This window comes from Bacillus marasmi (assembly GCF_902168435.1).
GTDB lineage: Bacteria > Bacillota > Bacilli > Bacillales > Cytobacillaceae > Bacillus_BU > Bacillus_BU marasmi.
Window position 1 is genome coordinate 23,035 of record NZ_LR656171.1, and the last position, 25,919, is coordinate 48,953.

The 25,919-nt window shown below is 39.6% G+C and carries 26 protein-coding genes; 3 read left to right on the forward strand and 23 right to left on the reverse strand.

Annotated elements, in window-relative coordinates:
• Positions 1-451: 451 nt before the first annotated feature.
• From FXW34_RS11860 to FXW34_RS11925, 14 genes are all read right to left on the reverse strand, one after another.
• Positions 452-1,228 carry a sulfite exporter TauE/SafE family protein gene (locus tag FXW34_RS11860; protein ID WP_147534216.1) on the reverse strand — a complete coding sequence of 259 codons (777 nt, stop codon included), beginning with the start codon at positions 1,226-1,228 and terminating at the stop codon, positions 452-454.
• Between the two features lie 65 nt (positions 1,229-1,293).
• A complete protein-coding gene (locus FXW34_RS11865; protein WP_425457431.1) occupies positions 1,294-2,421 on the reverse strand; it encodes an MBL fold metallo-hydrolase in 1,128 nt (375 codons plus the stop codon).
• A gap of 69 nt (positions 2,422-2,490) precedes the next feature.
• On the reverse strand, positions 2,491-2,886 hold the full coding sequence (locus FXW34_RS11870; RefSeq protein ID WP_147534218.1) for a DsrE/DsrF/DrsH-like family protein: 396 nt from the start codon (positions 2,884-2,886) through the stop codon (positions 2,491-2,493).
• A 1-nt stretch (position 2,887) separates the two neighbouring features.
• Positions 2,888-3,484, reverse strand: coding sequence for a sulfurtransferase TusA family protein (locus tag FXW34_RS11875; RefSeq protein WP_147534219.1), 597 nt, complete (start codon positions 3,482-3,484; stop codon positions 2,888-2,890).
• Positions 3,485-3,534: 50 nt separating this feature from the next.
• Positions 3,535-3,831 (reverse strand): rhodanese-like domain-containing protein, encoded by a 297-nt coding sequence (locus FXW34_RS11880; RefSeq protein ID WP_147534220.1) that lies wholly within the window; start codon positions 3,829-3,831, stop codon positions 3,535-3,537.
• Positions 3,832-4,151: 320 nt separating this feature from the next.
• Complete coding sequence (locus FXW34_RS11885; protein ID WP_147534221.1) at positions 4,152-4,793, reverse strand: CoA transferase subunit B; 642 nt, start codon at positions 4,791-4,793, stop codon at positions 4,152-4,154.
• 39 nt (positions 4,794-4,832) lie between these two features.
• Positions 4,833-5,534, reverse strand: a complete 702-nt coding sequence (locus FXW34_RS11890; protein ID WP_147534222.1) for a CoA transferase subunit A — start codon at positions 5,532-5,534, stop codon at positions 4,833-4,835.
• A gap of 30 nt (positions 5,535-5,564) precedes the next feature.
• On the reverse strand, positions 5,565-7,109 hold the full coding sequence (locus FXW34_RS11895) for an acyl-CoA carboxylase subunit beta (protein ID WP_147534223.1): 1,545 nt from the start codon (positions 7,107-7,109) through the stop codon (positions 5,565-5,567).
• Positions 7,110-7,219: 110 nt separating this feature from the next.
• The gene (locus tag FXW34_RS11900; RefSeq protein ID WP_147534224.1) at positions 7,220-8,002 is read right to left on the reverse strand and encodes an enoyl-CoA hydratase; all 783 of its coding nucleotides are present in this window, start codon (positions 8,000-8,002) and stop codon (positions 7,220-7,222) included.
• Positions 8,003-8,027: 25 nt separating this feature from the next.
• Positions 8,028-8,933 carry a hydroxymethylglutaryl-CoA lyase gene (locus FXW34_RS11905; protein ID WP_147534225.1) on the reverse strand — a complete coding sequence of 302 codons (906 nt, stop codon included), beginning with the start codon at positions 8,931-8,933 and terminating at the stop codon, positions 8,028-8,030.
• A 38-nt stretch (positions 8,934-8,971) separates the two neighbouring features.
• Positions 8,972-9,187: an acetyl-CoA carboxylase biotin carboxyl carrier protein subunit gene (locus FXW34_RS23355; protein ID WP_147534226.1), complete on the reverse strand. Its 216-nt coding sequence runs from the start codon at positions 9,185-9,187 to the stop codon at positions 8,972-8,974.
• A gap of 12 nt (positions 9,188-9,199) precedes the next feature.
• On the reverse strand, positions 9,200-10,567 hold the full coding sequence (locus FXW34_RS11915) for an acetyl-CoA carboxylase biotin carboxylase subunit (RefSeq protein ID WP_147534227.1): 1,368 nt from the start codon (positions 10,565-10,567) through the stop codon (positions 9,200-9,202).
• Positions 10,568-10,588: 21 nt separating this feature from the next.
• Positions 10,589-12,232, reverse strand: coding sequence for an AMP-binding protein (locus tag FXW34_RS11920; protein WP_147534228.1), 1,644 nt, complete (start codon positions 12,230-12,232; stop codon positions 10,589-10,591).
• A gap of 90 nt (positions 12,233-12,322) precedes the next feature.
• Entirely contained in the window at positions 12,323-13,462 is a 1,140-nt protein-coding gene (locus tag FXW34_RS11925; protein WP_147534229.1) for an acyl-CoA dehydrogenase, read from the reverse strand.
• Positions 13,463-13,763: 301 nt separating this feature from the next.
• Here FXW34_RS11925 and FXW34_RS11930 point away from each other — a divergent pair, with 301 nt between their 5' ends.
• Positions 13,764-15,587, forward strand: a complete 1,824-nt coding sequence (locus tag FXW34_RS11930; protein WP_147534230.1) for a helix-turn-helix domain-containing protein — start codon at positions 13,764-13,766, stop codon at positions 15,585-15,587.
• Positions 15,588-15,661: 74 nt separating this feature from the next.
• Here FXW34_RS11930 and FXW34_RS11935 read toward each other — a convergent pair whose 3' ends face one another.
• The 6 genes from FXW34_RS11935 to FXW34_RS11960 all read right to left on the reverse strand — a co-directional run bounded on the left by FXW34_RS11935 (position 15,662) and on the right by FXW34_RS11960 (position 20,907).
• Entirely contained in the window at positions 15,662-16,078 is a 417-nt protein-coding gene (locus tag FXW34_RS11935; protein WP_147534231.1) for a dimethylamine monooxygenase subunit DmmA family protein, read from the reverse strand.
• A gap of 6 nt (positions 16,079-16,084) precedes the next feature.
• Positions 16,085-17,080: a heme-dependent oxidative N-demethylase family protein gene (locus FXW34_RS11940; RefSeq protein ID WP_147534232.1), complete on the reverse strand. Its 996-nt coding sequence runs from the start codon at positions 17,078-17,080 to the stop codon at positions 16,085-16,087.
• 72 nt (positions 17,081-17,152) lie between these two features.
• Positions 17,153-17,689: an FAD synthetase family protein gene (locus FXW34_RS11945; RefSeq protein ID WP_147534233.1), complete on the reverse strand. Its 537-nt coding sequence runs from the start codon at positions 17,687-17,689 to the stop codon at positions 17,153-17,155.
• Between the two features lie 31 nt (positions 17,690-17,720).
• Positions 17,721-19,112: an ammonium transporter gene (locus tag FXW34_RS11950; protein ID WP_147534234.1), complete on the reverse strand. Its 1,392-nt coding sequence runs from the start codon at positions 19,110-19,112 to the stop codon at positions 17,721-17,723.
• A gap of 60 nt (positions 19,113-19,172) precedes the next feature.
• Positions 19,173-20,393 (reverse strand): acyl-CoA dehydrogenase family protein, encoded by a 1,221-nt coding sequence (locus FXW34_RS11955; protein ID WP_147534235.1) that lies wholly within the window; start codon positions 20,391-20,393, stop codon positions 19,173-19,175.
• Positions 20,394-20,490: 97 nt separating this feature from the next.
• On the reverse strand, positions 20,491-20,907 hold the full coding sequence (locus FXW34_RS11960; protein WP_147534236.1) for a cupin domain-containing protein: 417 nt from the start codon (positions 20,905-20,907) through the stop codon (positions 20,491-20,493).
• Positions 20,908-21,225: 318 nt separating this feature from the next.
• Here FXW34_RS11960 and FXW34_RS11965 point away from each other — a divergent pair, with 318 nt between their 5' ends.
• Positions 21,226-21,957: a hypothetical protein gene (locus FXW34_RS11965; protein ID WP_147534237.1), complete on the forward strand. Its 732-nt coding sequence runs from the start codon at positions 21,226-21,228 to the stop codon at positions 21,955-21,957.
• 97 nt (positions 21,958-22,054) lie between these two features.
• On the opposite strand, the gene FXW34_RS11970 is transcribed toward FXW34_RS11965, so the two are convergent.
• The 3 genes from FXW34_RS11970 to FXW34_RS11980 form a co-directional block, all read right to left on the reverse strand.
• A complete protein-coding gene (locus tag FXW34_RS11970) occupies positions 22,055-23,017 on the reverse strand; it encodes a PDR/VanB family oxidoreductase (RefSeq protein ID WP_147534238.1) in 963 nt (320 codons plus the stop codon).
• A 196-nt stretch (positions 23,018-23,213) separates the two neighbouring features.
• A complete protein-coding gene (locus FXW34_RS11975) occupies positions 23,214-24,662 on the reverse strand; it encodes a tryptophanase (RefSeq protein ID WP_147534239.1) in 1,449 nt (482 codons plus the stop codon).
• Between the two features lie 256 nt (positions 24,663-24,918).
• Positions 24,919-25,278, reverse strand: coding sequence for a 2Fe-2S iron-sulfur cluster-binding protein (locus FXW34_RS11980; protein WP_187118932.1), 360 nt, complete (start codon positions 25,276-25,278; stop codon positions 24,919-24,921).
• A gap of 176 nt (positions 25,279-25,454) precedes the next feature.
• Between FXW34_RS11980 and FXW34_RS11985 the strand changes: the two genes are divergently transcribed.
• Complete coding sequence (locus tag FXW34_RS11985) at positions 25,455-25,919, forward strand: hypothetical protein (RefSeq protein WP_147534241.1); 465 nt, start codon at positions 25,455-25,457, stop codon at positions 25,917-25,919.

A 25,919-nucleotide genomic window follows, 5' to 3' on the forward strand; every position in this document is an offset into this window, starting at 1 on the left:
CAGCTCGTTTTCTATAGTGTGAAATTATTTTTTTAGCTAGATATATAATCATTGTTCCCTTGATTGTTGTTCAAAATGTTTTTTAAGACAACAAAAAAAGAGTGGCGGATTTAAATCCCGGCACTCATTTGTCTCATAGAACCAAATTCTTAGCTCTTTTTAAAAAGCATGGAACCAATAGTTTTTGCGGACATAGAATCCGCTATTTTTGCATAAATCTGTATTTTCGAGTTGGAAGCGGACATAGAGTCCCTTATTTGCCTAAAAAACAGTCTAACTTTTAAATTTTTGACCTAATAAGGTCTCTACTGTCCGCAAAACTTCCAAATAAATGCATTCGTCTGCAAATAAGGACCTCTGTGTCCGCTCAAATGAATACACAGCCTAATTGCTAGGCTAATAAACAGCCTTCTTAGCGATAACAGTCTACTCGAAAAACTATCTAAATTACTTAAAGTATATCAATCCAAATCTTACCTGCCGTTGCGACTATTAATAGCGCCAACACTACTTGCAACACTTTAGTATTGACTTTCTTTCCAGCAACAGCCCCTAGTGGCGAGGCAATGATGCTGGCGATGACCATAATGAATGCAGGAAAATAGTCAACTTGACCAGTTGTCACCTTCCCAATTGTCGCTCCAATCGATGATATAAACGTTATCGCAAGTGAAGATGCAATCGTCATTCTTGTTGGAATTTTTAATACCACTAACATTATCGGCACAAGTAAAAATGCTCCTGCTGCACCTACAATCCCTGCTCCTATACCAACAAGTAGCGAAAGCCCTACTGCTAGCCATTTATTAAACTTTACCTGGTCAAAAGGAATATCATCGATGCCCTTTTTCGGGATAAACATCATGATTGCGGCGATTAAAGCTAAAATTCCATAAATGACATTGATGCCACCTTCACTCATAAGCTTAGAGCCGTAGCCACCGACAAAGCTCCCGATTAAGATACTTCCACCCATATATAGGATTAACTGTTTGTTCAAGTATCCACCTTTACGGTAGGCCCAAACACCTGAAATGGTTGCAAAAAATACTTGTATTGCACTAATACCAGATACTTCATGAGCCGTAAAGGCCGCATATCCCATTAATGGTGGAATATAAAGCAACATCGGATATTTTATGATGGAGCCACCAATACCTAACATTCCAGACACGTATGATCCTAAAAATCCTATCAGAAAAATTGTAATAATAAATCCTAAATCCACGATTTAAGCCCCCTATTAAGCGAAGGGAACCAAGGCTGGTTCCCTTTCAAATTGGCCAGAACTAATTAATGCGTATGGTGTACTGCACAGCGGTTTGGCCCAATTTCTAATTCTTGCTGCTCTTCATCTGTCGCCGCTTTTACCCCTCTGTTAATGGCGACAATATCTTCAAAGTTTGGAGGTGTGTCTGTAGATGCCGATGAAGCTACATGGTCGACGAACTCTTCAACCGTTTTGCCAGCCATCATATCATTGATTTTTCGAATGTTTCCTAATGTATTTCCGATATAGCCTTCTTCGTTAATTTCGCCATGGAAATCAGCATAATGGCCAGGTAGAACGATGATGTCATTAGCAATTTGAGACACTTTGCTATAAATGGAATCATATAAATCAACTGCCCATTCACGAGCTTTACCGCCTAAATCAGGGCGACCTAAACCAGATACAAAAATGGTGTCACCAGAGAATAGTAATTTATTATTTACGAAGAAAGAAACACTTCCTGGTGTGTGTCCAGGAGTTTTCACTGCCAACACTTCTAATTTCACGTTCGCAAATTCAATTTTATTGTGGTCCTCGAGATGTTCGAAATCAAATACAGCACCTTCAGATTTCATTAAGTAGTATTTCGCACCGATTTTTTCAGCGAGTTCACGCCCACCAGTAATATGGTCAGCATGTAAATGCGAGTCAACAATATGAGTTATTTTCGCGCCTTGTGACGCCGCAAAATCAGTATAGGTATCAATAAATCGTGACGGATCAACCACTAATGCTTCTTCCCCAGATGTCACGATATATGACAAGCAGCCTTTCCCAACGCGGATGAACTGGTGTACAGTAATATCTTCATCTTCATATACTTTAGCTGGGTATAAGTATTCACTCCAAGTTTTCATACCGCCCTCTAGGTAGGAAACCTCTAGACCCTTTTCTGTTAGCATCTCAGCTATCATCATCGAAGAACCTTCCTTAGCACAAACAACGATGATTTCTTTGTCAGTTGAAATTTGTTCTAAGATTGGCTCAACACCATCAATCAAATCGAAATAAGGTACATTCAAGTATTCAATATTTTCCCCTTCAATTTTCCAATCATTAAAATCATCCTGATTACGAACATCAAGCATAAAGACTGGTTGTTTATCCACAATCAATTGATTAATTTCCTTAGCAGTAATAGCTTTCATGAACAAATCCTCCTTATACCTATATAGGTATTTATTTTTTATAAAAAAAATAATGTTAAGCTATTTTAGTTAAAAAGTTAAAGTTACATTTGCATCCTTCGCATACTCTAGAAACGTTACAGCCCCACCAACTTCAATCCCGTCAAGAAGATCTGCAAGTTCTAGTCCCATGACATCAATTGTCATTTGACAGCCAATGAATTTGACACCTAACTCTTTTGCGATCTCAATCAATTCTGGTATTGCAGGAACGTTTTCTTTCTTAAACCCTTGGGCATAATGCTCCTTACCCGCAGGGATTGGCAATGCTTGGTTTGCTTGTTTGTGAATAAGATTAAGCCCTTCGAAAGTGAAGAAAATAGAAACTTCTTTATCCATTGAAGCTGCTGCAGTTGCTATATTGAAAACCTTATAGGCATCAAATAAACCACCATTACTAGCAATAATAGCTACTTTTCCACTCATCTTATTTCCCCCTCAATTCTGTTAAATTGTTAAGACCAATTGTTTTCCCAATCCATTCACTCATGCCAGGCACAACATTAAATACGCTCTTAAAACCGTTTTCTGCTAAAAGCTGTGCGGCGAAATCACTTCTGTTTCCTGTCCGGCAAATAACATAAATCGTAGCTTCTTGATTTAATTCGTTTAATCGATCTTGTAAGTCTCCTAGCGGAATTGATAGCGCATTAGGGATATGATCGAAAGCATATTCTGCCGCTTCCCTCACATCAAGAACAACGCAGTTATCATTAGCATCAATTTTCATGGCCAACTCTTCGTTAGTCGCTACTTGAGAGTGTTTTTTTTCGACTGTCTCCTCACTTGATGCCTTTCTAATGTAATGAATAATGACACCGTCTGTTTCAATCACACCTAAATATTGATGACCTGCGTTTTTTGACCAAGCCTTTAGATCTGCTTTTGAACCCTTATCTGTTGCAATAATTTCAATCACTTGTCCTTCAACTAGCCCATCCATTGCCTTTTTTGTTCTGACAACCGGCATCGGACAAGCAAGACCCTTTGCATCTAATACGAAATCTGTTTTAATCGGTTCCATGTATATCCCTCACTAATTACCCTATAAGGTATATTTTTGCGTAAAATTTTTTACTTAACCTCACCTTTCCAGGCAAGCATTCCTCCATTCATATTGGTAACCTTAAAACCTTGGCTTTTAAGGAACTGAGTAGCTCGACCACTGCGAGCACCTGAACGGCAGACCATAATGTATTCTTTTTCTTGATCCAATTCATGCAAACTGTTCGGAATCAATCCCAATGGAATATGGATAATACCTGGAATACTTCTCTCTAGAACCTCATCTGCTTCACGTACATCTATAAGATTTAATGTTTTTCCTTCTTTTAGTAATGCTTCCACTTCAGTTGTTGATATTTCTTTCATTAAATAAGCCCCCTTGTTCGAAAATAACCTCTTTTTGTATACCCCTAAGGGTATATTACTAAGAATTAAAAACATTGTCAACATATTAAGCAAAGTTAATTGGAGATTTTTTTAAAAAATCCTAATTGATAGTTTGATTGTGTTTATAAAATTTACAGGATTTTTGATTGAGTGGGAAGTTTTGTTTGGTTTTTTGAAAAAAATGAGTTATTTTCGGTGAAAAACCTTCATTTCTGAGAAATATCCTTCATTTTTTTAGTAATGAAAGAGAGGGTGTCCCATTTTCTAGACACCCTTCATCCAAAATTCAAAATCTAAAATTAGCTAGAAACTGCAACTTTAAATTTAGCTTCTGTTTTTTCAATTACTTCCTCAACGGTAACTCCTTCTTGTGTTTCAACAAGAACCATACCTTCTGGGGTAAAATCGAACACTGCTAAATCAGTGATTAAGCGGTGAACAACACCTTTACCAGTTAATGGTAGTGTGCAATCCTTTTTCACTTTGGATTCACCATGCTTGTTCACATGTTCCATGATAACAACGACGCGCTTTGCACCATTCACTAGGTCCATTGCACCGCCCATCCCTTTTACCATTTTTCCAGGAATCATCCAGTTTGCTAAGTCTCCAGATTCAGAAACTTCCATTCCTCCTAGGATTGCTAGGTCGATATGACCACCGCGAATCATTGCGAATGATTCTGCGCTGTCAAAATATGAAGCGCTAGGAACTGCGGTTACGGTTTCTTTTCCGGCGTTAATTAAATCTGGATCTTCAGATCCTGCAATTGGGTATGGCCCGATACCTAATAGACCGTTTTCTGATTGCAGCAATACATTATAATCACTAGGAATCTCGTTAGCAATTAGGGTTGGAATCCCGATTCCTAGATTAACATTCATACCATCTTGAATTTCCTTTACGGCACGTTTAACGATGATTTGGCGTGTATCCTTCATTATCTATTCCCTCGTCTCTTTGATTATTTTTCGCAAAAATTAAGCTTGAACTACAGTACGGCGTTCGATGCGTTTTTCGTAGTTTGTTCCTAGTAATACGCGTTGAACGTAGATTCCTGGAGTGTGAATTTCGTCTGGATCTAATTCGCCGATACCAACGATTTCCTCAACCTCAGCAATGGTGATTTTACCTGCAGTTGCTGCCATTGGATTGAAGTTACGAGCTGTTTTACGGAAGACAAGGTTTCCAAGTGGATCTGCTTTCCATGCTTTTACTAGGGCAAAATCACCAACGATCCCTTCTTCTAAAAGGTAAGTCTTGCCGTTGAATTCCTTATGTTCTTTACCTTCTGCAATTGGTGTACCTACGCCTGTTGCTGTGTAAAAGCCTGGGATTCCAGCGCCACCGGCACGAATCCGCTCAGCAAGCGTGCCTTGTGGTGCTAGTTCAACTTCAAGCTCACCGCTTAAGAACTGAGTTTCAAAAATTTTATTTTCACCTACATAAGAAGAAATCATTTTCTTGATTTGCTTGTTAGCAAGAAGTAAACCTAAGCCCCAGTCATCAACGCCGCAGTTATTACTAACGACTGTTAAATCCTTTGTGCCTTGGTCCCGTAGTGCAAGAATAGCTTTTTCAGGAATTCCGCAAAGACCAAATCCACCAACGATAAGTGTATCCCCATCTTTAATATCTTTAACTGCTTCAGCAAATGAATTGACAACCTTACTTTTCGTCATTATTGTAACCTCCCTGTAAAAACTTAAGTATTAAACTGGATATACTGGGTGTTTGCGATCTGTGAATTGAACATCTTTTGATGAGTAAGCATCATAACGGTTGATTAACTCGTCACGTAGTGATGTTACTGGGATGATTCCGTCGATGACCATTTCAGATGCTAGACGGTAAATATCGATATCCTTTGTGTATTCCTCACGTTTTTCAGCAATGAATGCTGGACGCTCTTCTTCTGGTAACGCCGCAATTTTATTAGCATAAACAGCATTTACTGCTGCTTCAGGTCCCATTACTGCGATAGAAGCAGATGGTAATGCTAACACTGCATCAGGTTCGAATGCTGGGCCTGCCATTGCGTATAGACCTGCACCGTATGCCTTACGAACGATGACAGAGATTTTTGGAACAGATGCTTCACTCATAGCAGAAATCATTTTCGCACCATGACGAATGATTCCAGCACGCTCTACAGCTGTACCAATCATGAAGCCTGGAACATCCACAAGGAACAATAATGGAATATGGAAAGCGTCACATAGGTTGATAAACTTCGCTGCCTTATCGGCTGTATCGTGGAATAGTACGCCACCTTTTACGCGCGGTTGGTTAGCGATAATTCCGACAGCTTTACCGTCGATGCGAGCAAGACCAGTAATTAATTCACCAGCAAATAGCTTTTTAATTTCAAAGAAAGTACCTTCATCAATAATTCCGTTAATTAAATCAAGCATATTGAACGCTGCATTTTGATTCGCAGGAATGATTTCTTCTAATGGTTTCTTTAATTGCTTAGGTGCAACTGATTCTTGAACCGGTGGTTTTTCAGAATAGTTTGCTGGGAAGTATGACAAATATTTACGAGCTTGAGCGATTGCATCTTCTTCATTTTTCGCAAGAACATCACCACAACCTGAAACTGAACAATGCATACGCGCTCCGCCCATTTGCTCTAATGTTACTTGCTCACCGATAACCATTTCAGCCATACGAGGTGATCCAAGGTACATTGATGCATTTTTATCAACCATGATGACGATATCACAGAAAGCTGGGATGTATGCACCACCTGCTGCTGAAGGTCCGAATAAAATACATACTTGTGGAACTCGGCCAGAGAATTTTACTTGATTGTAGAAAATACGGCCGGCACCACGGCGACCTGGGAACATTTCCACTTGGTCAGTGATACGAGCACCAGCTGAATCGACAAGATAAAGTAGTGGAACACGAAGCTTTTCAGCTGTTTCTTGGATACGGATAATTTTTTCTACAGTCCGTGAACCCCAAGAACCCGCTTTAATCGTAGAGTCATTTGCCATTACGCAAACAAGCTGGCCATTGATTTTACCCATACCTGTGTATACACCGTCTGCTGGAAGGTCGCCCGCCATAAAGTTGGCAAATAATGCATCTTCAAGTTCGAAGCCTGGATCGAAAAGAAGTTTTAAGCGATCACGCATGAAAAGCTTGCCTTGTTCTTGGTTTTTCTCATGGTATTTAGGGGCGCCACCCTTTTTAATTTGGTCTATTTTTTCTTCAAGTGAGTTTTGAAGGGACTGTACATCAACTGTCATATCATTCTCTCCTTCTCGTCTAGTATTTATAGTTGATTTCCGCTTCAGGCATTTCGCTTTCTACTACAATCAACTGTATGGGCATAAGCCCGTCTCTTCTACCTATCTATTTATTCACCTATGTATACAGGTGGTCTTTTTTCTTTGAATGCTTGTAAGCCTTCTAGACGGTCTTTTGTTGGGATGGTAATTTCGTAGGCGTTTTGTTCAATAGAAAGACCTGTATTTTGATCAACATCGTAACCCTTATCAATAGCAAATTTTGCTTGAGTTACTGCGATTGGACCATTTTTAACAATTTGTCCGGCTACTTCCATTGCTTTTTCAAGCAACGAGCCTGCTGGTGTTACGTACTCGACTAAGCCGATTTCTCGTGCTTCCCAAGCATCAATTCGTCTAGCTGTAAAAATAAGTTCTTTGGCACGACCTTTTCCTACTAATCGGGGTAAACGCTGTGTGCCGCCTGCTCCAGGGATAATTCCAAGTGATGTTTCAGTTAAGCCCATTTTCGTAGTTTCTGAAGCAATGCGAATGTCACATGCAAGCGCAAGCTCCGTTCCACCACCAAAGGCAACACCGTTGATTGCTGCAATTACCGGCTGTGGTAGTGCTTCAATTGCATTGATATTACCGCGAATTAACGCGACTGTTTTGCGAACTTCAACCGGATTCATTCCAGCGCGTTCTTTCAAATCAGCTCCAGCGCAGAATGCTTTATCGCCAGCTCCTGTAATAATCACGCAGCGTACATTTTTATCGAATTTGATATCATTGATTGTTTCTTGAAGTATTTTTAACATTTGCACGGACAAAGCGTTTGCCGCTTCTGCCCGATTCAATGTAATGATTGCGATTCCATTATCTTTTTTCGTAACCAACACAGGATTCCCCATGAATATTCCCTCCTAAAAATCAATCCTAACCTACAGTGGAACATGCTACCTGAAGGCTCCGGCTTGGTAACGGTTTTCCAATTTTCTCTTGAATAAATCTTGAAGCGTTTAAAAGCTTTTCTTGATTGATACCTGTTTGAATTTCCATTTCATGTAGCATATAAATCAAATCGTCTGTGGCAACATTTCCGCTTGCTCCAGGAGCATACGGGCAGCCACCTAAACCACCGATTGAAGAATCAAAAGTAGTGATTCCCATATCTAATGAAACTAAAATGTTGGCTAAGGCTGTTCCGCGTGTATCATGGAAGTGCATCGCTAATTTTTCTGGAGGAAAACGTTTTAACAATACCTCTAAGACTTGCACGACCTGCTTTGGATTTGCCACACCGATTGTGTCCCCGAGTGATAGCTCATCGATTCCCATTTCGAATAAGCTTTCTGAAACACGAACAACTTGCTCGATGTCTACTTTTCCTTCATAAGGACAACCAAATACGGTTGAGACATATCCTCTTGTTTGCTTTCCTGCTGTAATAGAATCCTGGACGATTGCTTTTAATATTGGAAAGGTTTGATCGATAGATTTATTGATATTTTTTAAATTATGAGTTTCACTTGATGACATGAATACAGCAACTTCATCTATGTTAGCGGCAAAGGCCCGCTCCAAACCTTGCTGGTTTGGAACGAGTGCCGAATAGGTAACACCTTTCGCGCGGGTAATCCCGGTTGCAACTGCAACGGCATCTGAAAGTGCTGGAATCCATTTTGGATTTACAAAGGAAGTAATTTCAATATGATTTAATCCTGTTTCGGACAGTTGATTAATCCAAGCTATTTTATCTTCCGTTGGAATGAATGCTTTTTCATTTTGCAATCCATCCCTTGGGCCTACTTCTTTTATCGTGACATTTTGCGGCCAATTCATCTGTCTTCCACCTTCTTTCAAAAAGTTTGCAGTGTGGATTACTCCTCGATTTCTACAATGATATCGCCTTCGTTAACGAAATCACCTTCGTTAATTTTTACGTCTTTAACTGTTCCATCGACTTCTGCAGAAATTGGAATTTCCATTTTCATAGATTCCAAGATGACAACATCTTGACCTTCTTCAACTACGTCACCTGGCTTCACTAATACCTTCCATACGTTTCCAGCCATGCTTGCATATACTTCATTCATCTTGATTTCCTCCTATTTCACGCTTTTTGCGGATTTTTTTTGGGGTTGTAGGTGCTTTTCCACAAAGTTCGTTTGTGTATCACCACTACGGAAAGCCTCATGGGCAATGACTTCCTTAAGCATTGGGATATTCGTCTTAATTCCTTCTACTTCATAACCCTCTAATGCTGCCTGCATATTTTCGATTGCTTCTTCACGGTTGCTTCCTTTTACGATGAGTTTCGCAATCATCGGATCATAAAACGGAGTGACAGCTGATTGATCATGGACTGCCAACTCATGGCGGATTCCTGCACCTTCAGGCAACACCAATTTGGTGATTTTTCCTGGTGAAGGGAAGAAGGTTTTTGGATCCTCCGCATAAATTCGCACTTCAATCGCATGGCCATAGCGCTTAATATCGTCTTGGTTGAAGCGCAGTGTTTCACCAAAGGCGATGCGAAGCTGCTGCTCAACTAAATCTAAGCCTGTGATTTCTTCTGTTACAGGGTGTTCAACCTGTAATCTAGTGTTCATTTCTAGGAAATAGAAGTTTTGTTGTTCATCAACTAGAAACTCAATTGTTCCTGCATTTTTATAGCCTATTGCCTTAGCTGCCGTTACAGCTGCTTGCCCCATTTTCTGACGAGTTTCTTCAGAGATGAATGATGATGGAGCCTCTTCAACGACTTTTTGATGGCGACGTTGTACAGAACATTCACGTTCCCAGAGATATACCGTGTTCCCTTGACCGTCTGCTAAAATTTGAATTTCGATATGACGTGGGTTTTCAACGTATTTCTCAACATACATCGCTCCATCGCCGAAAAAATCGGTCGCACGTTTACGGTTTCCTTCAAATGCTTTGCGGATTTCATCATCGCTTTTAACGACTTGCATGCCAATTCCGCCGCCACCAGCTGATGCTTTAAGCATCACTGGATAGCCAAATGTGTTTGCTACTTGAACCGCTTCTTCAGCGTCAGCTAATGGATAAGTAATTCCAGGAACAACAGGAACACCTGCTTCCTCCATTGCTTTACGAGATTCAATTTTTGAGCCCATTTGCGATATAACTTCTGGAGAAGGACCGATGAAAACAAGTCCTTCCGCCTCACAGCGCCGAGCAAATTCGGCATTCTCAGATACTAAACCATAACCAGGATGGACGGCTTCTGCACCTGAAAGTCTTGCAACCTCTAAAATCTTTTCGATATTTAAATAGCTTTCAGATACGCGGGAGCCACCAATGAAATAAGCTTCATCAGCCAATTTCACATGAGGCGCCTCTGCATCAGCTTCTGAATATACACCTACAGTAGAAATCCCTAACGCTTTACATGTGCGCATTACTCGAGCTGCAATTTCCCCGCGATTAGCGATTAGAACTTTATTGAACATTGATTTTCACCCGTTTCTATATTATTTAAGTACGTTCAATACTTTTTCAGCATTTTCTCGAAGCTTAAACTTCTGGATTTTTCCAGATGCTGTCATTGGGAATGAGTCACAAAACTCAATATATCTAGGAATCTTAAAGCGTGAGATTTTCCCCTTACAGTATTCTTTGATTTCTTCAACAGTAGCAGTTTCGCCTTCTTTTAATTGAACCCAAGCCATGACTTCCTCACCGAATTTCGGATCTGGAACACCAACAACTTGAACATCAAGTACTTTTGGATGTGTATATAAAAATTCTTCGATTTCACGCGGGTAAATATTTTCACCGCCACGAATGATCATGTCTTTCAGACGACCAGTGATTTTGCAGTAGCCGTTTTCATCCATTTCAGCGATATCACCAGTATGCAACCAGCCTTCTTCATCAATAGCATCTTGAGTTGCACCAGGATTTTTATAATATCCCTTCATCACATGGTAGCCTCTTGTGCAAAGCTCACCTGAAACTCCGTACGGAACTTCTTCATTAGTTGTTGGATCAACGATTTTCACTTCGACCTCCGGCATAGCCCTACCAACTGATGCAACACGTAAATGAAGTGGATCATTCGTTCTTGTCATCGTAATTCCTGGAGAAGATTCAGTTTGACCATAAGTGATGGTAATTTCACTTGCTCCCATTGTTTCTGTTACAGCTTTCATGACTTCTTCCGGGCAAGTGGAGCCAGCCATAATTCCTGTTCGCAATGAAGATAAGTCAAATTTTGAGAATTCAGGATGATTTAATTCAGCAATAAACATCGTTGGAACTCCGTGTAATGCCGTACATTTTTCAGCTTCAACAGCTTTTAATACTTCTAACGGAGAGAATTCTTGAACAGGAACCATTGTTGCCCCTACTGTTACACAAGTGAGAGTTCCAAGTACGCATCCAAAGCAATGGAAGAACGGTACTGGAATACACATGCGATCCTCATGCGTTAAATTCATACATGCAGCTACGTTCACTGCATTATTTACTAGGTTACTATGGGTGAGCATAACCCCTTTAGGAAATCCGGTTGTTCCTGATGTATATTGCATATTGATTACATCATCTGCCTCAAGTGTAGACATTCTTGCATCTAGTTGTTCCTCGGTGATTTCATTTGACATTTCTAAGAGATCAGACCAGTTGAACATACCTGGGTAGCGTTTTTCACTTAACACAATGACATTTTTTAAGAATGGAAGCTTCTCTGATTTTAATTGACCTGGTTCTGAAGTCTTCAATTCAGGAACAATCTCGTAAAGTGTATCGATATAAGAGGTTCCGCGATACTCTTCCATCAAAACTAAGGTAGTAGAGTCCGATTGTTTTAATAGGTATTCTAGTTCTGCTGATTGATAGCTAGTATTAACTGTAACTAGAACAGCACCCATTTTTCCTGTAGCAAATTGAGTTGTAACCCATTCAGGATAATTCGTTGACCAAATCGCCATATGATCGCCCTTATCTAAACCGAGCTTCATATATCCTCTTGCGACTTTCCGACAAAGCTCATCAAACTGCTTATACGTATAACGGAGATTACGATCTGGATAAACCAACGCTTCATGGTCTGGTCTTTCCTTCGCAACCTTTTCAAGCAATTTACCAACCGAAATCTTTAAAATCTCACCCATTTTGAAGTTCCACCTCTTATTTAAATTTTTTATTTAGATTGAAAAAATTTATAGTTTTCGCAACCTTATGGATGCTTAAGACATAAGAGATTAACAGCCAATTTGTTTCGCAATTACCATGCGTTGAACTTCAGATGTACCTTCACCAATTTCAAGCAATTTCGCATCACGGAAGAAGCGTTCTACTTGGTATTCCTTCATGTAGCCATAACCTCCGTGGATTTGTACTGCTTGATCACAAACCTTCATGCAGATTTCAGAAGCAAATAGCTTTGCATATGCTGCTTCTTTTTTGAAGTTTTTACCTTGGTCTTTCAACCATGCCGCTTTATAAACTGCTGTTCTAGCAAGATCGATATACATTGCCATATCTGCTAATTTAAATTGGATTGCTTGGAAGTTTGATAAGCTTTTACCGAATTGTTTTCTTTCTTGTGCATATTGAAGCGCTTTCTCAAAAGCCCCTTGAGCAAGACCGACAGCCATTGCACCAATACCGATACGTCCACCATCAAGAGTAGCTAAGAATTGTTTGTAGCCATTTCCTTCTACTCCTAAAAGGTTTTCTTTTGGAATGCGTACATTTTCCAAAATTAATTCAGTTGTATTAGAAGAGTGAAGACCCATTTTTTCGTAATTGCTGATGACAGTGAAACCTGGTGCGTCAGTTGGAACGATAAATGCTGAGATTCCGTTAATGCCTTTTGAACGGTCAGTTACCGCTGTTACTGCAAGATGTTTCGCATAGCTTGCATTCGTAATGAAGCATTTAGAACCGTTAAGCACCCACTCATCACCATCAAGTACTGCAGTTGTTTGAGTACCAGATGCGTCAGATCCAGCATTTGGCTCAGTTAATCCAAAAGCTCCGAAAGATTCGCCTGTACAAATTGGAGTTAAGTATTTTTGCTTTTGTTCATGTGTACCAAATAAGTTAAGTGGAGCTCCGCCTAGTGAGATATGAGCGGAATATGTAATCCCTGTTGACCCACATACACGGCTTAATTCTTCAACGACGATTGCAAAGCTTGTTGTATCGGCATCGCCACCACCATATTCTTCTGAGAATGGAAGACCCATGATACCTAGTTCAGACAATTTCGCAAAAATCTCTTTCGGGAATTCTCCTGTACGGTCACGATCGTCGGCACCTGGTGCAACCTCTGCTTCTGCAAAATCACGAATAAGTTTACGGATCATTTCTTGTTCTTTTGTTAATTCAAAGTTCATCTATTTACATCCCCTTTTTCTTAATATTCTGACTTCTTTCGACATAATCTCGCATATTGTAGCAAAATAATAATATCTCCTAATGAAAACGATAAAGGATTTTGTCAAAACACCTCACAAATCCTTATATATCAACTCCTTTCTTTATTTTCAAAACTTTCTTATAATTATAACAATTAGAAATTAGAATACTATGTTTAATCCTCTGAATATATTTTCAGAATTTTGTGTAATTTACACAAAAATGAATTTTAGTAAAAATATGTAATATAAATACCACAACAGATAAGGATGATAGAATTTGCAAGATACGTTAACACACCGTCAGTTGAAGTCATTAATCCATGTTTCCAACGTCATTAACTCGTCATTCGATATCGATACGATTATTGATTCCATTATGATTGAAACGATTTCTGTTGTTGAGGCAGCAGGTGGAGGCTCTTTTTGGTTATATAATAAAGAAGAAGACTACCTCGTTGCCCAGTCCGCACAAGGAAATTTTTATCCGCATATTTTCAGACAAATTCGTCTTAAACCGGGCGAGTCTATGACTGGTATGACATTTGCTGCTGAAAGAGGACTTCATTACCCAAATGCTGAGGAAATCAAAAAAGCGCTGACAACATTAAAACCTCATAATCGAGAATTATTAGATCAGTCTATTGCCAATAACTTTCATTTCACGTCGGTCATCTCTTCTCCTATTAAATTAAAAGGTGAATGTATCGGTGTCATTACATTAGATTCGTTTCAAGATTCGTTAACATTTAAACAAGAGGATATTAATTTACTAGAGGCTATCGCCCATCAGGCGGCCATTGCCCTAGATAAATCAAGCCTTTATCAGGAAAAAGAAAAAACGGTACAAATGCTAACTAAATCTATCGACGCTCATACCAATCTAGCTAATCTCGTATTAAACGGTGAAGGCTTACAATCAATTATGAGCTATATCCAAAGTACAATTGGTGAACCAACATTCCTATTTGATGATCTAGGTGAGTTAATCGCTTCAGCTTATGATTCTTCACTTTCACCAGATGCTCTGAATTACATAAAGCTGCAAGCAATCCAATTTATCCTTTCAATTGAAAATTCTCGTTCAGTAACAGATATCGAATTGTATGGAGAATCATATCAACTCATTGCCTTATCACTTGGCTCAAAACCTAAGAATTTAGGGATTTTGTTAATTTTATCCAAAAAGCGAATGGCTCAGCTTGATATTGCAGCTCTAGAGCATGCCTGTACCGTTATTTCTTTAGAGCTTGTAAAGGAGCAGGCAATATTCGATACGCAGCAGAGATTACGCGGGGATTTTGTCAGCAAGCTTTTATCCGGACAAATGGATGAAACCTTGCTGCAAAGAGCGAAAAATTTAAATTTAGATCCAAATCGAAATTATGTAACCTTGATGATTAATTTTGGCGATTCGAATAAGCTTAAAATCAATCGCGAGAATATGATGAGGAACCTCCTTCATTTCGCGAATCAAAATTTCCTTCAATTTAATCCGCATGGAATGGCCGTTCCAATTGACCAACAAATCGTTGTTCTACTATCATATGATAGCAAGATGTCTGCGTCTTCCATCGTTTCTCAATTGAAAGCGTTGGCAAAAACGTATTTAAAGGAAATACAAGTTAAATATGACCTTGACGGAACGATTGGAATTGGGCGGGTTAAATCTGGATTAATTTATGGTCATCAATCGTTCAAGGATGCAACAAAATGTATTAATTTTATCGAAAACTATCATTTCGAGGACAATGTCCTTTGTTATACCGACCTAGGCGTACAACGATTTATTCTGCAAAACTCAGAGGAGGAATTAGTAGATTTTACTCACGAGGTACTGGGCTCACTAATTGAATATGAAAGAACTCGCAAAGCTGAGTTATTACAATCCTTGTTTGTATATTTTGATCAAAACCAGAATATCAAGAAAACAGCTGATGCCCTTCATATTCATCCAAACACCTTAAACTACCGTCTAAAGCGAATCGAAGAAATTCTCTCAGTCGATTTAATGGACAATAAACAAATCTTCAATATTCATTTAGCAATCAATATTTATCAATATGTAAAAGAACGACCAAGCTTTCAGATGCAAAGCAGCTAATAGAAATACTCCAGGATTCATTTTATCCTGGAGTGTTTGATTTCTTGCTAGTTAAGTTTTTATTACATACAAACTTACAAACTGATAAATCCCAAATAAGCATCATGCCTTTTGGAGTAGTGCTTTGAGACTTCTAAAGTTTGACCGCAATGGTGACAGGTAATCACCTTCGCTTCTGTTTTTTGACTATGCTGATAGCATTTCACACAAAATACTTGCTCTTCCTTATCTCCGAGACCCTTGATGATGATTTCCTCATCTGAAAATCCTGTCGTGACGGCAAGTCGCTTCAATCTCATGACCAATTCCCATTCGCCGATCAACACTAACTTTGACCCCATAGTAGCATTTTTAAGGATGGGGAGTATATCTTCCTCTGAAAAATCAGAAACAAGATGGACAGCGCTACTGATCTTTGGCGTTAATTTTTCAATAATATGATCCTTTTGCTTTTTCTGCGAAAGAAAAATCGTTAGCAGCTCCTGTTTCACATTTTCTCACCTACTCTCTTGAAGTTTAGAAATTTCTGTTTCTAAATACGCTAATAGTTTTGCTTTATATGAGCTAAACCCCTTATAATCTGCCATATATTCCGGTAAATCTAACAATACATGATAAAAACGCTTTAGCCATGCTGGATTTTTCGGTAATTCACACACTGGAAGAAGATGGGTATGAATGCTGAATAATATACCATTACTGCCTGGCATTCGGAATAGTCGTTGATCCTCTGTTCTAAGGTGAACAAGCTTGCCGACATTTTGAGGCGAGATTTGATCCTTTTTCACACCCCATTCGGCATAGGTTTCCGGAAAAGTATCAAGAATTGATTCAACTGTTAACGTCCAATTCAGGCGGGTCCAAGGTTTACCTGCTTCCATCTTCATCAAGAACTTCTTCACCTTCTCAGCCATACCACTATCGGAAAAATGAGGGACAGGCGAATGCCATTCAGTAAAGGTCATTCCCGCATCAAAGGCAATCGACCAATTTGCTGGAAAACAAAGCTGACCAGCATCCATATATAAATCCCCGTCTCTTTGGGATATATAAAATAAATCTTCCTGGACATGTCTTCCAATAAAATCAAGTGGCTCATAAGGCAATGAAGAGCTGTCGCCAAAAATAAACGCTATGGTTTCATTTAACAAATGATTTACAAAAATCCAGTGATTTCCATCTTTTTCAATAGTAAAATAATCGGGGTAATTTGCACATAATTCATCAATGATCATCTCCATGCATTCCCATTGAGCCTCGAGTGAATGTGAAAATGATTGATAGGATCGATGGTGTACAGTAGTAAGTAAGTGACGTTTTATCCCGATTTCAGCAAAGTACTCTGGAGTGATTGTAACAATTTGACCAGATTCCAAGCTGACAGAGTTATTTGAGTAACGATAGGAATCACTTTTAAACGGGAAGGGGAATCTAGTAATCTGCGGCTGCTCATTTTTAATCACGATAGAATTGACAATTTCCGAATTTACCATCGATATACTCCTCTCATACAAACTTTTTGGTTAATTTTTTAAAAGTCACTATACAGAAACGGTCTTAACCTCTTATCCTTGAACTGACCAGCCCATAAGGACATCTGCTTCCATATACCTCTTTTGTGAAGTGAGCCTGCGGATGCGACTTGAGGAAATTGCCTCTCCTTGTTGACATCTAACAGGACTAACCACTTGAACCTCATATTTCTCCTTCAGGGTTTGAATATCGCCCCGCTTATTTTTTCCGAAGTGGAAATCAGGACCTGACCAGATTTCCACCGGCATAAACTGACTTAATTCATGAAGAAAACTCTCAGCAGAACGATTTACATACTGTTCATTAAAGGGTGCCACCACTGTATGGTCAACACCAAGTAATTCTAATCTACTAAGCTTTTCATAAATCGTTGTTAATGGTTGAACTCCTTGAAATAATACCTTTGGTGGAGGATCAAATGTATACACAACTAACGGAACACCGAGGCTGTTTGCTCGGCATTTCGCCCCATTAATTAATGCTTGATGTCCTAAATGGACCCCATCAAGAGCTCCAACCGTCACGATTGATGAAAATAGATGCAACGCATGAACTGGATGTATCTGCATCATTTCCCCCCTTGCTTCTACTTACTTTCTTTTATCCACTGATTGGCTGATCGGGCATGATACCAGGTTTTGTTGTTGGTATGTTTGCTGTTGTTGGTTGCGTAGTAAGATTATAGGCTAGTTCCTCATGGACACTCAGATCAAGGCCAAGCAATTCTTCTTTTTCAGAAACACGTAAAGGCGTAAATAGACTGATGAATTTTAAAATTAAAAAGGTTCCCACTGTAGCGAGTGCTAATGTCACTCCAATTCCCGTTAGCTGATGAAGCACCTGCTCCGGATTACCATAGAACAAACCGTTTCCACCAGCAGGATTTACATCTTTTGTCGCAAAGAAGCCAGTTAATAATGCCCCCCAAATTCCACCAAGTCCGTGAACCCCAAATGCATCCAAGGTATCATCATATTTGAACTTAGCTTTGATAAAGTTAACTCCGTAATAACAGACCATCCCACCAGTAAAGCCGATAATTATCGCAGATAAAACCGTTACATAGCCTGCTGCTGGTGTAATCGCAACTAACCCTGAAATGGCACCAGTTGCTGCTCCGACTAAAGTTGGGCGTTTTCGTATTATCCATTCAACAACTAACCATCCAAGTCCACCAGCACTTGCTGCCACTTGGGTGTTAGCCACTGCAAGAGAGGCCAAGCCGCCAGAAGCAAGGGCACTGCCGCCATTAAAGGTCAGCCAGCCGAACCATAGTGTTGCTGCACCGATTAGAAACAACACGATGTTGTGAGGTGCTCCTTTATTTTTCCGATGTCTTGGTCCAATCATCAGCGCTGCTACCAATGCACTTACACCAGACAACACATGGACAACTGTACCGCCGGCAAAATCCAATTCACCGATTCCTGAGAGCCAACCTCCCCCCCAAACCCAATGAGCCATTGGGGCATATATAAAAGTTGGCCAAAGAATCGCAAATAGGATCCAAGCTGGAAATGAAATTCTCCCAGCAATACCACCTGAGACGATTGCCACAGTAATGGCTGCAAACAAGGTTTGGAATATCGCAAATAAATAATGAGGAATTGTTAAAGTTCCAAAGGTTGCTTCCGTACCGACATTGTTAAAGCCAAGATAATCTAGTCCTCCAATGATACCGTTAATATCTGTACCATATGTAAGACTGTAGCCCCAGAGTACCCATACAATCGTGACCACCAGGAGACTAACAAAGCTATGCATCATCGTCGACACTACATTCTTTTCGCTAACTAAACCGCCATAGAAAAGGGCGAGGCCGGGAATATGCATAAACATCACAATTGCTGTTGCTGCGAAAATCCAAGTAGTATCACCAGTATCTACTGTGACACTTTCCCCTTGTGCCAAAGCTCCGATTGGAAACAGAAACAAAACGCCAAAGGTTAGCATGAGTAACAGCGAGAATTTTCCTTTTAATAAATTCCTCATTGTAATCCCCTTTCTTAAAAATAGTCATTGGCAGTTGTTTTTTTAAAAATGGGATGACCCCTATTCTAGCCATGGCACTTCAATTAAAGTTCGACCAATCCATTCACGCAAAATTTCATTTGTTGGTCCCATTAATGCTCCAGCACGGCCGTCACGGACAAACTTTTCAATTTGACCAGTTAAATAGCCTCTTCCTCCTGAAATTTGCATCGCTTGATTGGTCACGCCAATTACCATATCTGCCGCTAATGTTTTCAACTCCCATAGCGGATACAAGCAAGTAGAAAGTTCTTCTCCACTCGCTAAGACACGATCCATCTCCTCCGTTACCCTAAACAGCATACTTCTCGCACAATCAATTTGGATTTGCGCTTTAGCTAGTTCATGTCTTATGACTTGATACCCTGTAACAGCAGAACCTGTGTCAGCATGAACCTTTGTCTTAGCTCCTTTTAACGCAGCATTCAGTGCGCCTTGAGCAATGCCAATCCAGCAGGCTGATGTTCCCAATAGAAACAACGGGTCGATGACATTATCGTTGTAATAAAGCATTCCACCCTCTGTGCCAATTCGATTTTCACTAGGCACATAGACGTCCCTAAATGTCATTGGACCACTTGAGTTTCCGCGCAATCCCATTGCTGAATATGGGAAATAGTTGACACCATCCTGATTTTTATCTACAAGCAAAAACATTAGTTTATCCTCATTTTTACTATCTTGTGAACTAGTGCAAACAATATACCAATCCGCTTCACCGGCGCTTGTGACGAAGGATTTATCAGCATTTAACACATACCCCTGTCCCATGCGAGGTGCAGAACTCACCACATTCCAAAAATGTCCACCAGTTGCTGGTTCACTGAAGGCTAGTGCGCCAATTTCCCCGTTCAAAACACCAGGTATAAATCGCTTACGCTGTTCTTTTGTACCCGCTGAATAAAGGGTTTGAACAGCCGCATTGTGCATAACCCAACACATGGTTGAAGATGCACAATACTGGGCGAAGCTTTCTGCTAAAACCGCAAAGCCTGTGATCCCTTTACCAAGACCACCATCTTCGATTGGAATAGTTACCGCACCCCAGCCAGCATTGGCAATTGCCTTTAGACTTTCAGAAGGATAGCAGCTATTGCGATCAGAAATTTCCGCTCGCTCCAACAATTCATTCCGACCTAATTCATGTGCTGCCATTTGCAAACTTTCGTATCCAGTTGGACATTTCCACCAACTTGGAATTTCCATTACCCCTTCTTGATACATTTGATTTTCTACAGCCATTCTCCTCACCCCTATATAAAAATTTTCCAATCGACCACCCTGTGTTTAATGGCCGATTGGATTCATCACGACACCGTAAACGGAAAATTTTTTTAGATTACATAAATGATGGCTCTGGCAAACGGTGACCAGTATAAATTGCTTCTCCATCACTATCTTTGTCAAAAATAACTGTGGTTTCAGGCGTAAACACCAGTACATCTCCAGCTTCTGCAACATATTTGGTACCTTGTAGATCTCGGACAACAATTTTCCCTTTAATAATGACCTTTACCTCTAGGTAAGTGTAGGTAAACTCAAAGTCCTCTGAAGGTTGCATTGAAAAATATCCCATAGATAGCGCGTTTTCTTTTGAACAAATCGGTACGTCAATAATTTGACTCTTTAGTGCAGGAATCCCTAATAAACCATTCAATTCTTTTTTGACGTAAGTCCCAGCTTTGATTAGTTGGATACCCGGCTCCACGCTTAAATAGTTGTACTCGACTGTGTTGGATGCTGTTTTTTTACTCATTTCCCACCACTCCTAGTATGAATTTTACCTATTAATTTCTGAATATTTTTAATATTCTTATTAGGTTGACCCTATATTCTCATAAATATCACCAATGCGAAAATCGATTTTCCCAAACAGTGAGATGAATCCAAATAATCTGTAAGAAACCCTCACAAAAGACCGCATTTTTTTAAAAATTATTACTTCTCGCCAATTCAATGTTAGCTTTCATTACATAATTTTGACTTTTTCTCAATTCCCGAGATTCCTTGCTACAGCTTTATCTTTATTTATGTAATGATTTATAACACAAAATTAAAAGGAGAGTGAATCTTATTGCATACTACTAATTCTCTAAATTTGTCGCAGTTTACATTTTCAGTAAATAATCATGAAGCCAGCTTTGAAGATATTTTTCCTGATTTTAACGAAACCGACAGAATTGGAATTGTTCTCCGTAGCCCTGGAGGCAGCGCAGGAGCTAGCAGTTTGCTCATGGCTGCAATTACAAAATTTTATGATTTTCATCGACCTCTATTAGGAGCCGAAAAAGATAAGCTTTGGATTTATCCGGATTACTTTGCATTCCATATTAATCATTGGCATATGGATCACTACTGGCTCGATGTTTGGCCGCCCCATAAGGAAGTTATAGTTGAAAACGATCCTGAGCAAATACTCGAGGCGATTAACGATCGAGGTATTACAAGATTGATAGTAGAAGATATGTCACCAAATCAAGCTACCTTTCTTCGTGAAACGGTCACAAACGCCAAACTTCGGATTAAAAGCGCATTAGCTTATGCCGCAAATGGTAGAGTGGAAAACGACGATGTTCGGATTCGAAATAGGTCACAAGCTGAAACATACGTTAGAGATTCCTTGAAACGAACGAAAGGTATTTCGTCTGAGTTTTATCAAGAAATATGTAACGCAAGAGACGGGTTGGTAGTTGATGATTGGGTGGAGGAAACCTTTCGAAGAATTAAAGTAGACGATGCGTTGAATATGCTAAGCGATTCGACCGAGCCTGGTCCAACAACTAAGCATTATATTTCGTTATTGTGATAATAGTTTGGTAGTGTCTTGGTTAAGAATTCATAAATGAGGCTACAAAAGCGACCGGATTTACCCGGTCGCTTTTGATAAGCATATTCAGCTTTCGTTAAAGTTTCAATATCAAACGATCTGATTTCCCACGCGAAACACATGTGAGAATTACATTCTTTTGATTTTTCTCCTCATCAGAAAGGTACACATCCCGATGGTCAACTGTGCCCTCCAGAACCTCTAGCTCACAGCTGCCACACCCGCCAATTTTACAGGAGTAAGGAGCATCAACCCCATTTTTTAGAAGAACCTCCAAAAGACTAGCCTCTGCTCCAACCTGTAAAAGTTGATTACTTTTTGCCAGTTTTACCTCAAATGGATGAGCAGGTCCGAAATCAGGTGGGGAAAACAATTCAAAATGGATGCTTTTTTCTGGATAGCCGTATGAACGGGCTGAATCTGTAAACTCTCGTACCATCGTTTCCGGGCCACAGAAATAAACATGTGTTCCGATAAGCAGCTTTTTCATTATCTCCGGGCTCATGCGACTTTGTTCCTTTGTAAAATAAAAATGAGTCTCATTTGGATAATTTTTCTTAAGCCAATCATAAAAAGTACAGTCTTTTTGTGAACGTGCTGCATAATGAAGCTCAAATGTCTTTCCTTGTCTTTTTAAATCTGCCGCCATCGCTATAAATGGCGTTATCCCTATTCCGGCTGCAAAGAAAACATGGTGTTTGGCACTGAAGCTAAGATGGAAATGATTTTTGGGTAGACTTATTTCAAGCCTTGTCCCTTTTCGAACATGATCATGCCAGAACACAGATCCCCCTTTTGAAAGTGGATTACGCTGAATAGCAATTTCATAGTAATCAACCTCTTTTGGATGACTGGTTAATGAATAATGACGTTCAATTAGTGCTCCGTTACTCTCTTCTATATAAGTAGTAATATGAGCACCACCACTGAATCTTGGCAATGGTAAATCTGTTGAGGAAATTAACCGAAATCTTTTCACCTGTGCAGTTTCTTCAATTACCTCACTTACAACAGCCTCAATAACTCCCTGCTTTCCCATGTCAACTTCCTCCCCTATATCAAAAAACCCTTCTTATATGAGTATCTTTTCAAAAATTAAAAACTGAAACAAGCGAATCTTCTCAAATATTAAGATGAAAAAACATTTCAACACAGTAAAGCGGTGGGGGACAGTCCCCCACCGCTTTGCTGTGGCAGAGGATCGCAGTCCTCTGCCACATTTATTTATCTAAGATTTACAAACTATCGCCAAAGTCGGCTCTGAATTTGGCGACTAATTCTGTTTGCCAGTCGGAAGTCGTCGTTAATTTTCCAAAGAAAAATCGTAATACACTAGGCTCATCCACAAACTTCAAACCGCCGATTAAATGGCGATTTTCATAAAGCCAAGCCACACGGTCCACAGCATATTTTACTTGAGAAAGTGTGAACACGCGACGAGGCATCGCTAAGCGAACCAATTCCATTTGCGATAATGTCTCATTACCATCTTCGTCTCTTTGTTCTGACAAGGTGCCGCGTTCCATTCCACGTACACCACTGACAATATACAATGCTGCAGCAAGGGCACCCGCTGGATATTCTGTTTGTGGTATGTGCTCCACAAATTTCGAAGCATTGATATGGCAGCCTAAACCACCAGCCGGAGTTACAACGGGAACGCCTCTTTTTAACAATTCTTCAGTCATATAGGCAATAAATTGCGGCCCTTGATTGATCATCTCGATATCCATCGTCTCTTCCAGACCAACCGTTAATGCTTCCATTTCGCGAACAGACATCCCACCATAGGTTAGGAAGCCTTCATAAAGCGTGATATATTCGCGCATTTTCATGTAAAGATCTTTTCGACTTGTGCAAATACCGCCACCACGTGCACTGCCTAATTTTCGAGCAGAGAAATAAATAATATCAGAAAGGTCCGCAATATCTCGGGTAATTTCTCTAATGCTCTTGTCCTTATAAGCTTCTTCTCTTTCTTTAATAAAATAAAGATTATCTGCTAATAAGCTCGCATCTAGTACAAGCATAATCCCATGCTCGTCACAAACTTTACGAACCTCACGCATATTTTCAACGGCATAAGGCTGTCCGCCAATTAAGTTCGTACCAGCTTCAAAGCGAACAAAAGCAATTTTATCAGCACCATTTGTTTCAATCAGGTCAGTTAGTTTAGCAATACTCATATTCCCTTTAAACAAGTTCGTGCTTTCCGTATTTAAAGCTTCATCCATAAAAATTTCTTCAACTCGGCCACCGTTTAAAACAATATGCGCCTTAGTTGTCGTAAAGTGATAGTTCATCGGCACAATCGAGCCTTTTGTTACGAAGGCTTGTGAAATGATATTCTCACAGGCACGACCTTGGTGTGCTGGAAGGAAATATTCCTTCCCAAAGATTTCTTTTAGTTTATTTTCTAGCTTTGTGAAAGTAGCTGAACCAGCATAGCTGTCATCGGCCTCTAACATAGCAGCCTGCTGTTTGTCGCTCATCGCATTAACACCGCTATCAGTAAGCATATCCATAAATACATCGACATTTTTTAATAAAAACGTATTGTAGCCCGCATCCTCCATCGCTTCGAGACGGCGTTCAATCGGCGGTAAGTTTAACTTTTGAACAATCCGCACTTTGTGCATCTCTAAAGGCACATTTTCCCCTGAATAAAACTTAACTTTTGACATCATTTCCCCACTCCTACTTATTTATCGTTATGCCGAATCCGGATGTAAGGTATTCAATGAATCGTCATTTAAGCAAACCAATCGATGTTTTTCTAAAATAATTGTTTTTATTACCCAACCGCTTTAAAGCGTTTTGGCGCAAAACCCTCGACACCATTCTACAATATTTTTGAAATTTTTAAAAGACTCAAATAATACACAATCACTTTCTACTACAGAAACGCAGTAAAGCGGTGGGGGACAGTCCCCCACCGCTTTACTGCGCTGATGCTTGGCAGGCTAGTCGATAGCCTTTTTGGACGAGGCTTTCGAGTTTTTTTGCCTCTGCTTGATTTGGCTGTGTTAGATAGGATTGCCCATTAACAATTCTTAGCGTACATTTGCCACACGTGCCCTTTTTGCACTTATAATCCAACCCTACGCCGCTCTCGAGCGCCGCTTCAAGGATATTTTGACCAGGATATATTTCAAATTTGAAATAGTTCTGCTTTTGTTCAATTTCCAAGATCCGTTTTAATTCCTTGAATTTGTTTTTAGTAATGACAATGGATTTACTTTGTGTTGAAGGCTTTCTTACTCCCGGTTTTAATGAACCAATCGTTAATTTTTTCTCCAATCTCATCCCTCCATTTTCACAAAATAAATTATTAACAAAATCGACACCATTAATTGTATTGACTGATAATGATTATCATTGTAGAATAAAGCCATACTTGAAAATGATAACGGTTATCACTGATAAAACTTAAATTTTATTTAAAAAAATCTATCCTCTCATAGGAGGCTGACAACATGAAATTTCAAATCAATGGTTTAAAGGATATTCATAAAGTGATTGTAAACGAACGCAAAGTTGGTGGTGCAATCGAGGTTGAAACTCTTCGTCTTCGCACTGGTGAAACCTACCACCATGCAGTCATTACGAATATCGATTATATTGGTCTTTCAATTTATTCTATCGGCTTCGTCACAGCCGATGGACAAAACCTAATCATCAATATTTCAGAGCTTGGTTTACTTCATGAACCAAAGCACAAAAAAATATTTGAACTAAATAATGAAGCCTATAAGCAAATGAAAACGATGGATAAATTGAGATACCTAAAGCGCTTATTTGAAGTAAATGAAGGCAGCCCAACTCCTATTTTCCGTGAGGAAGCAAAAATGATTATTGATGATATTGGTCTACCAGTAGCTAATAAAGAAGTTGATACGACTATTGTCTATCCTGATAAGAAATTAGTATCTATTGCATAA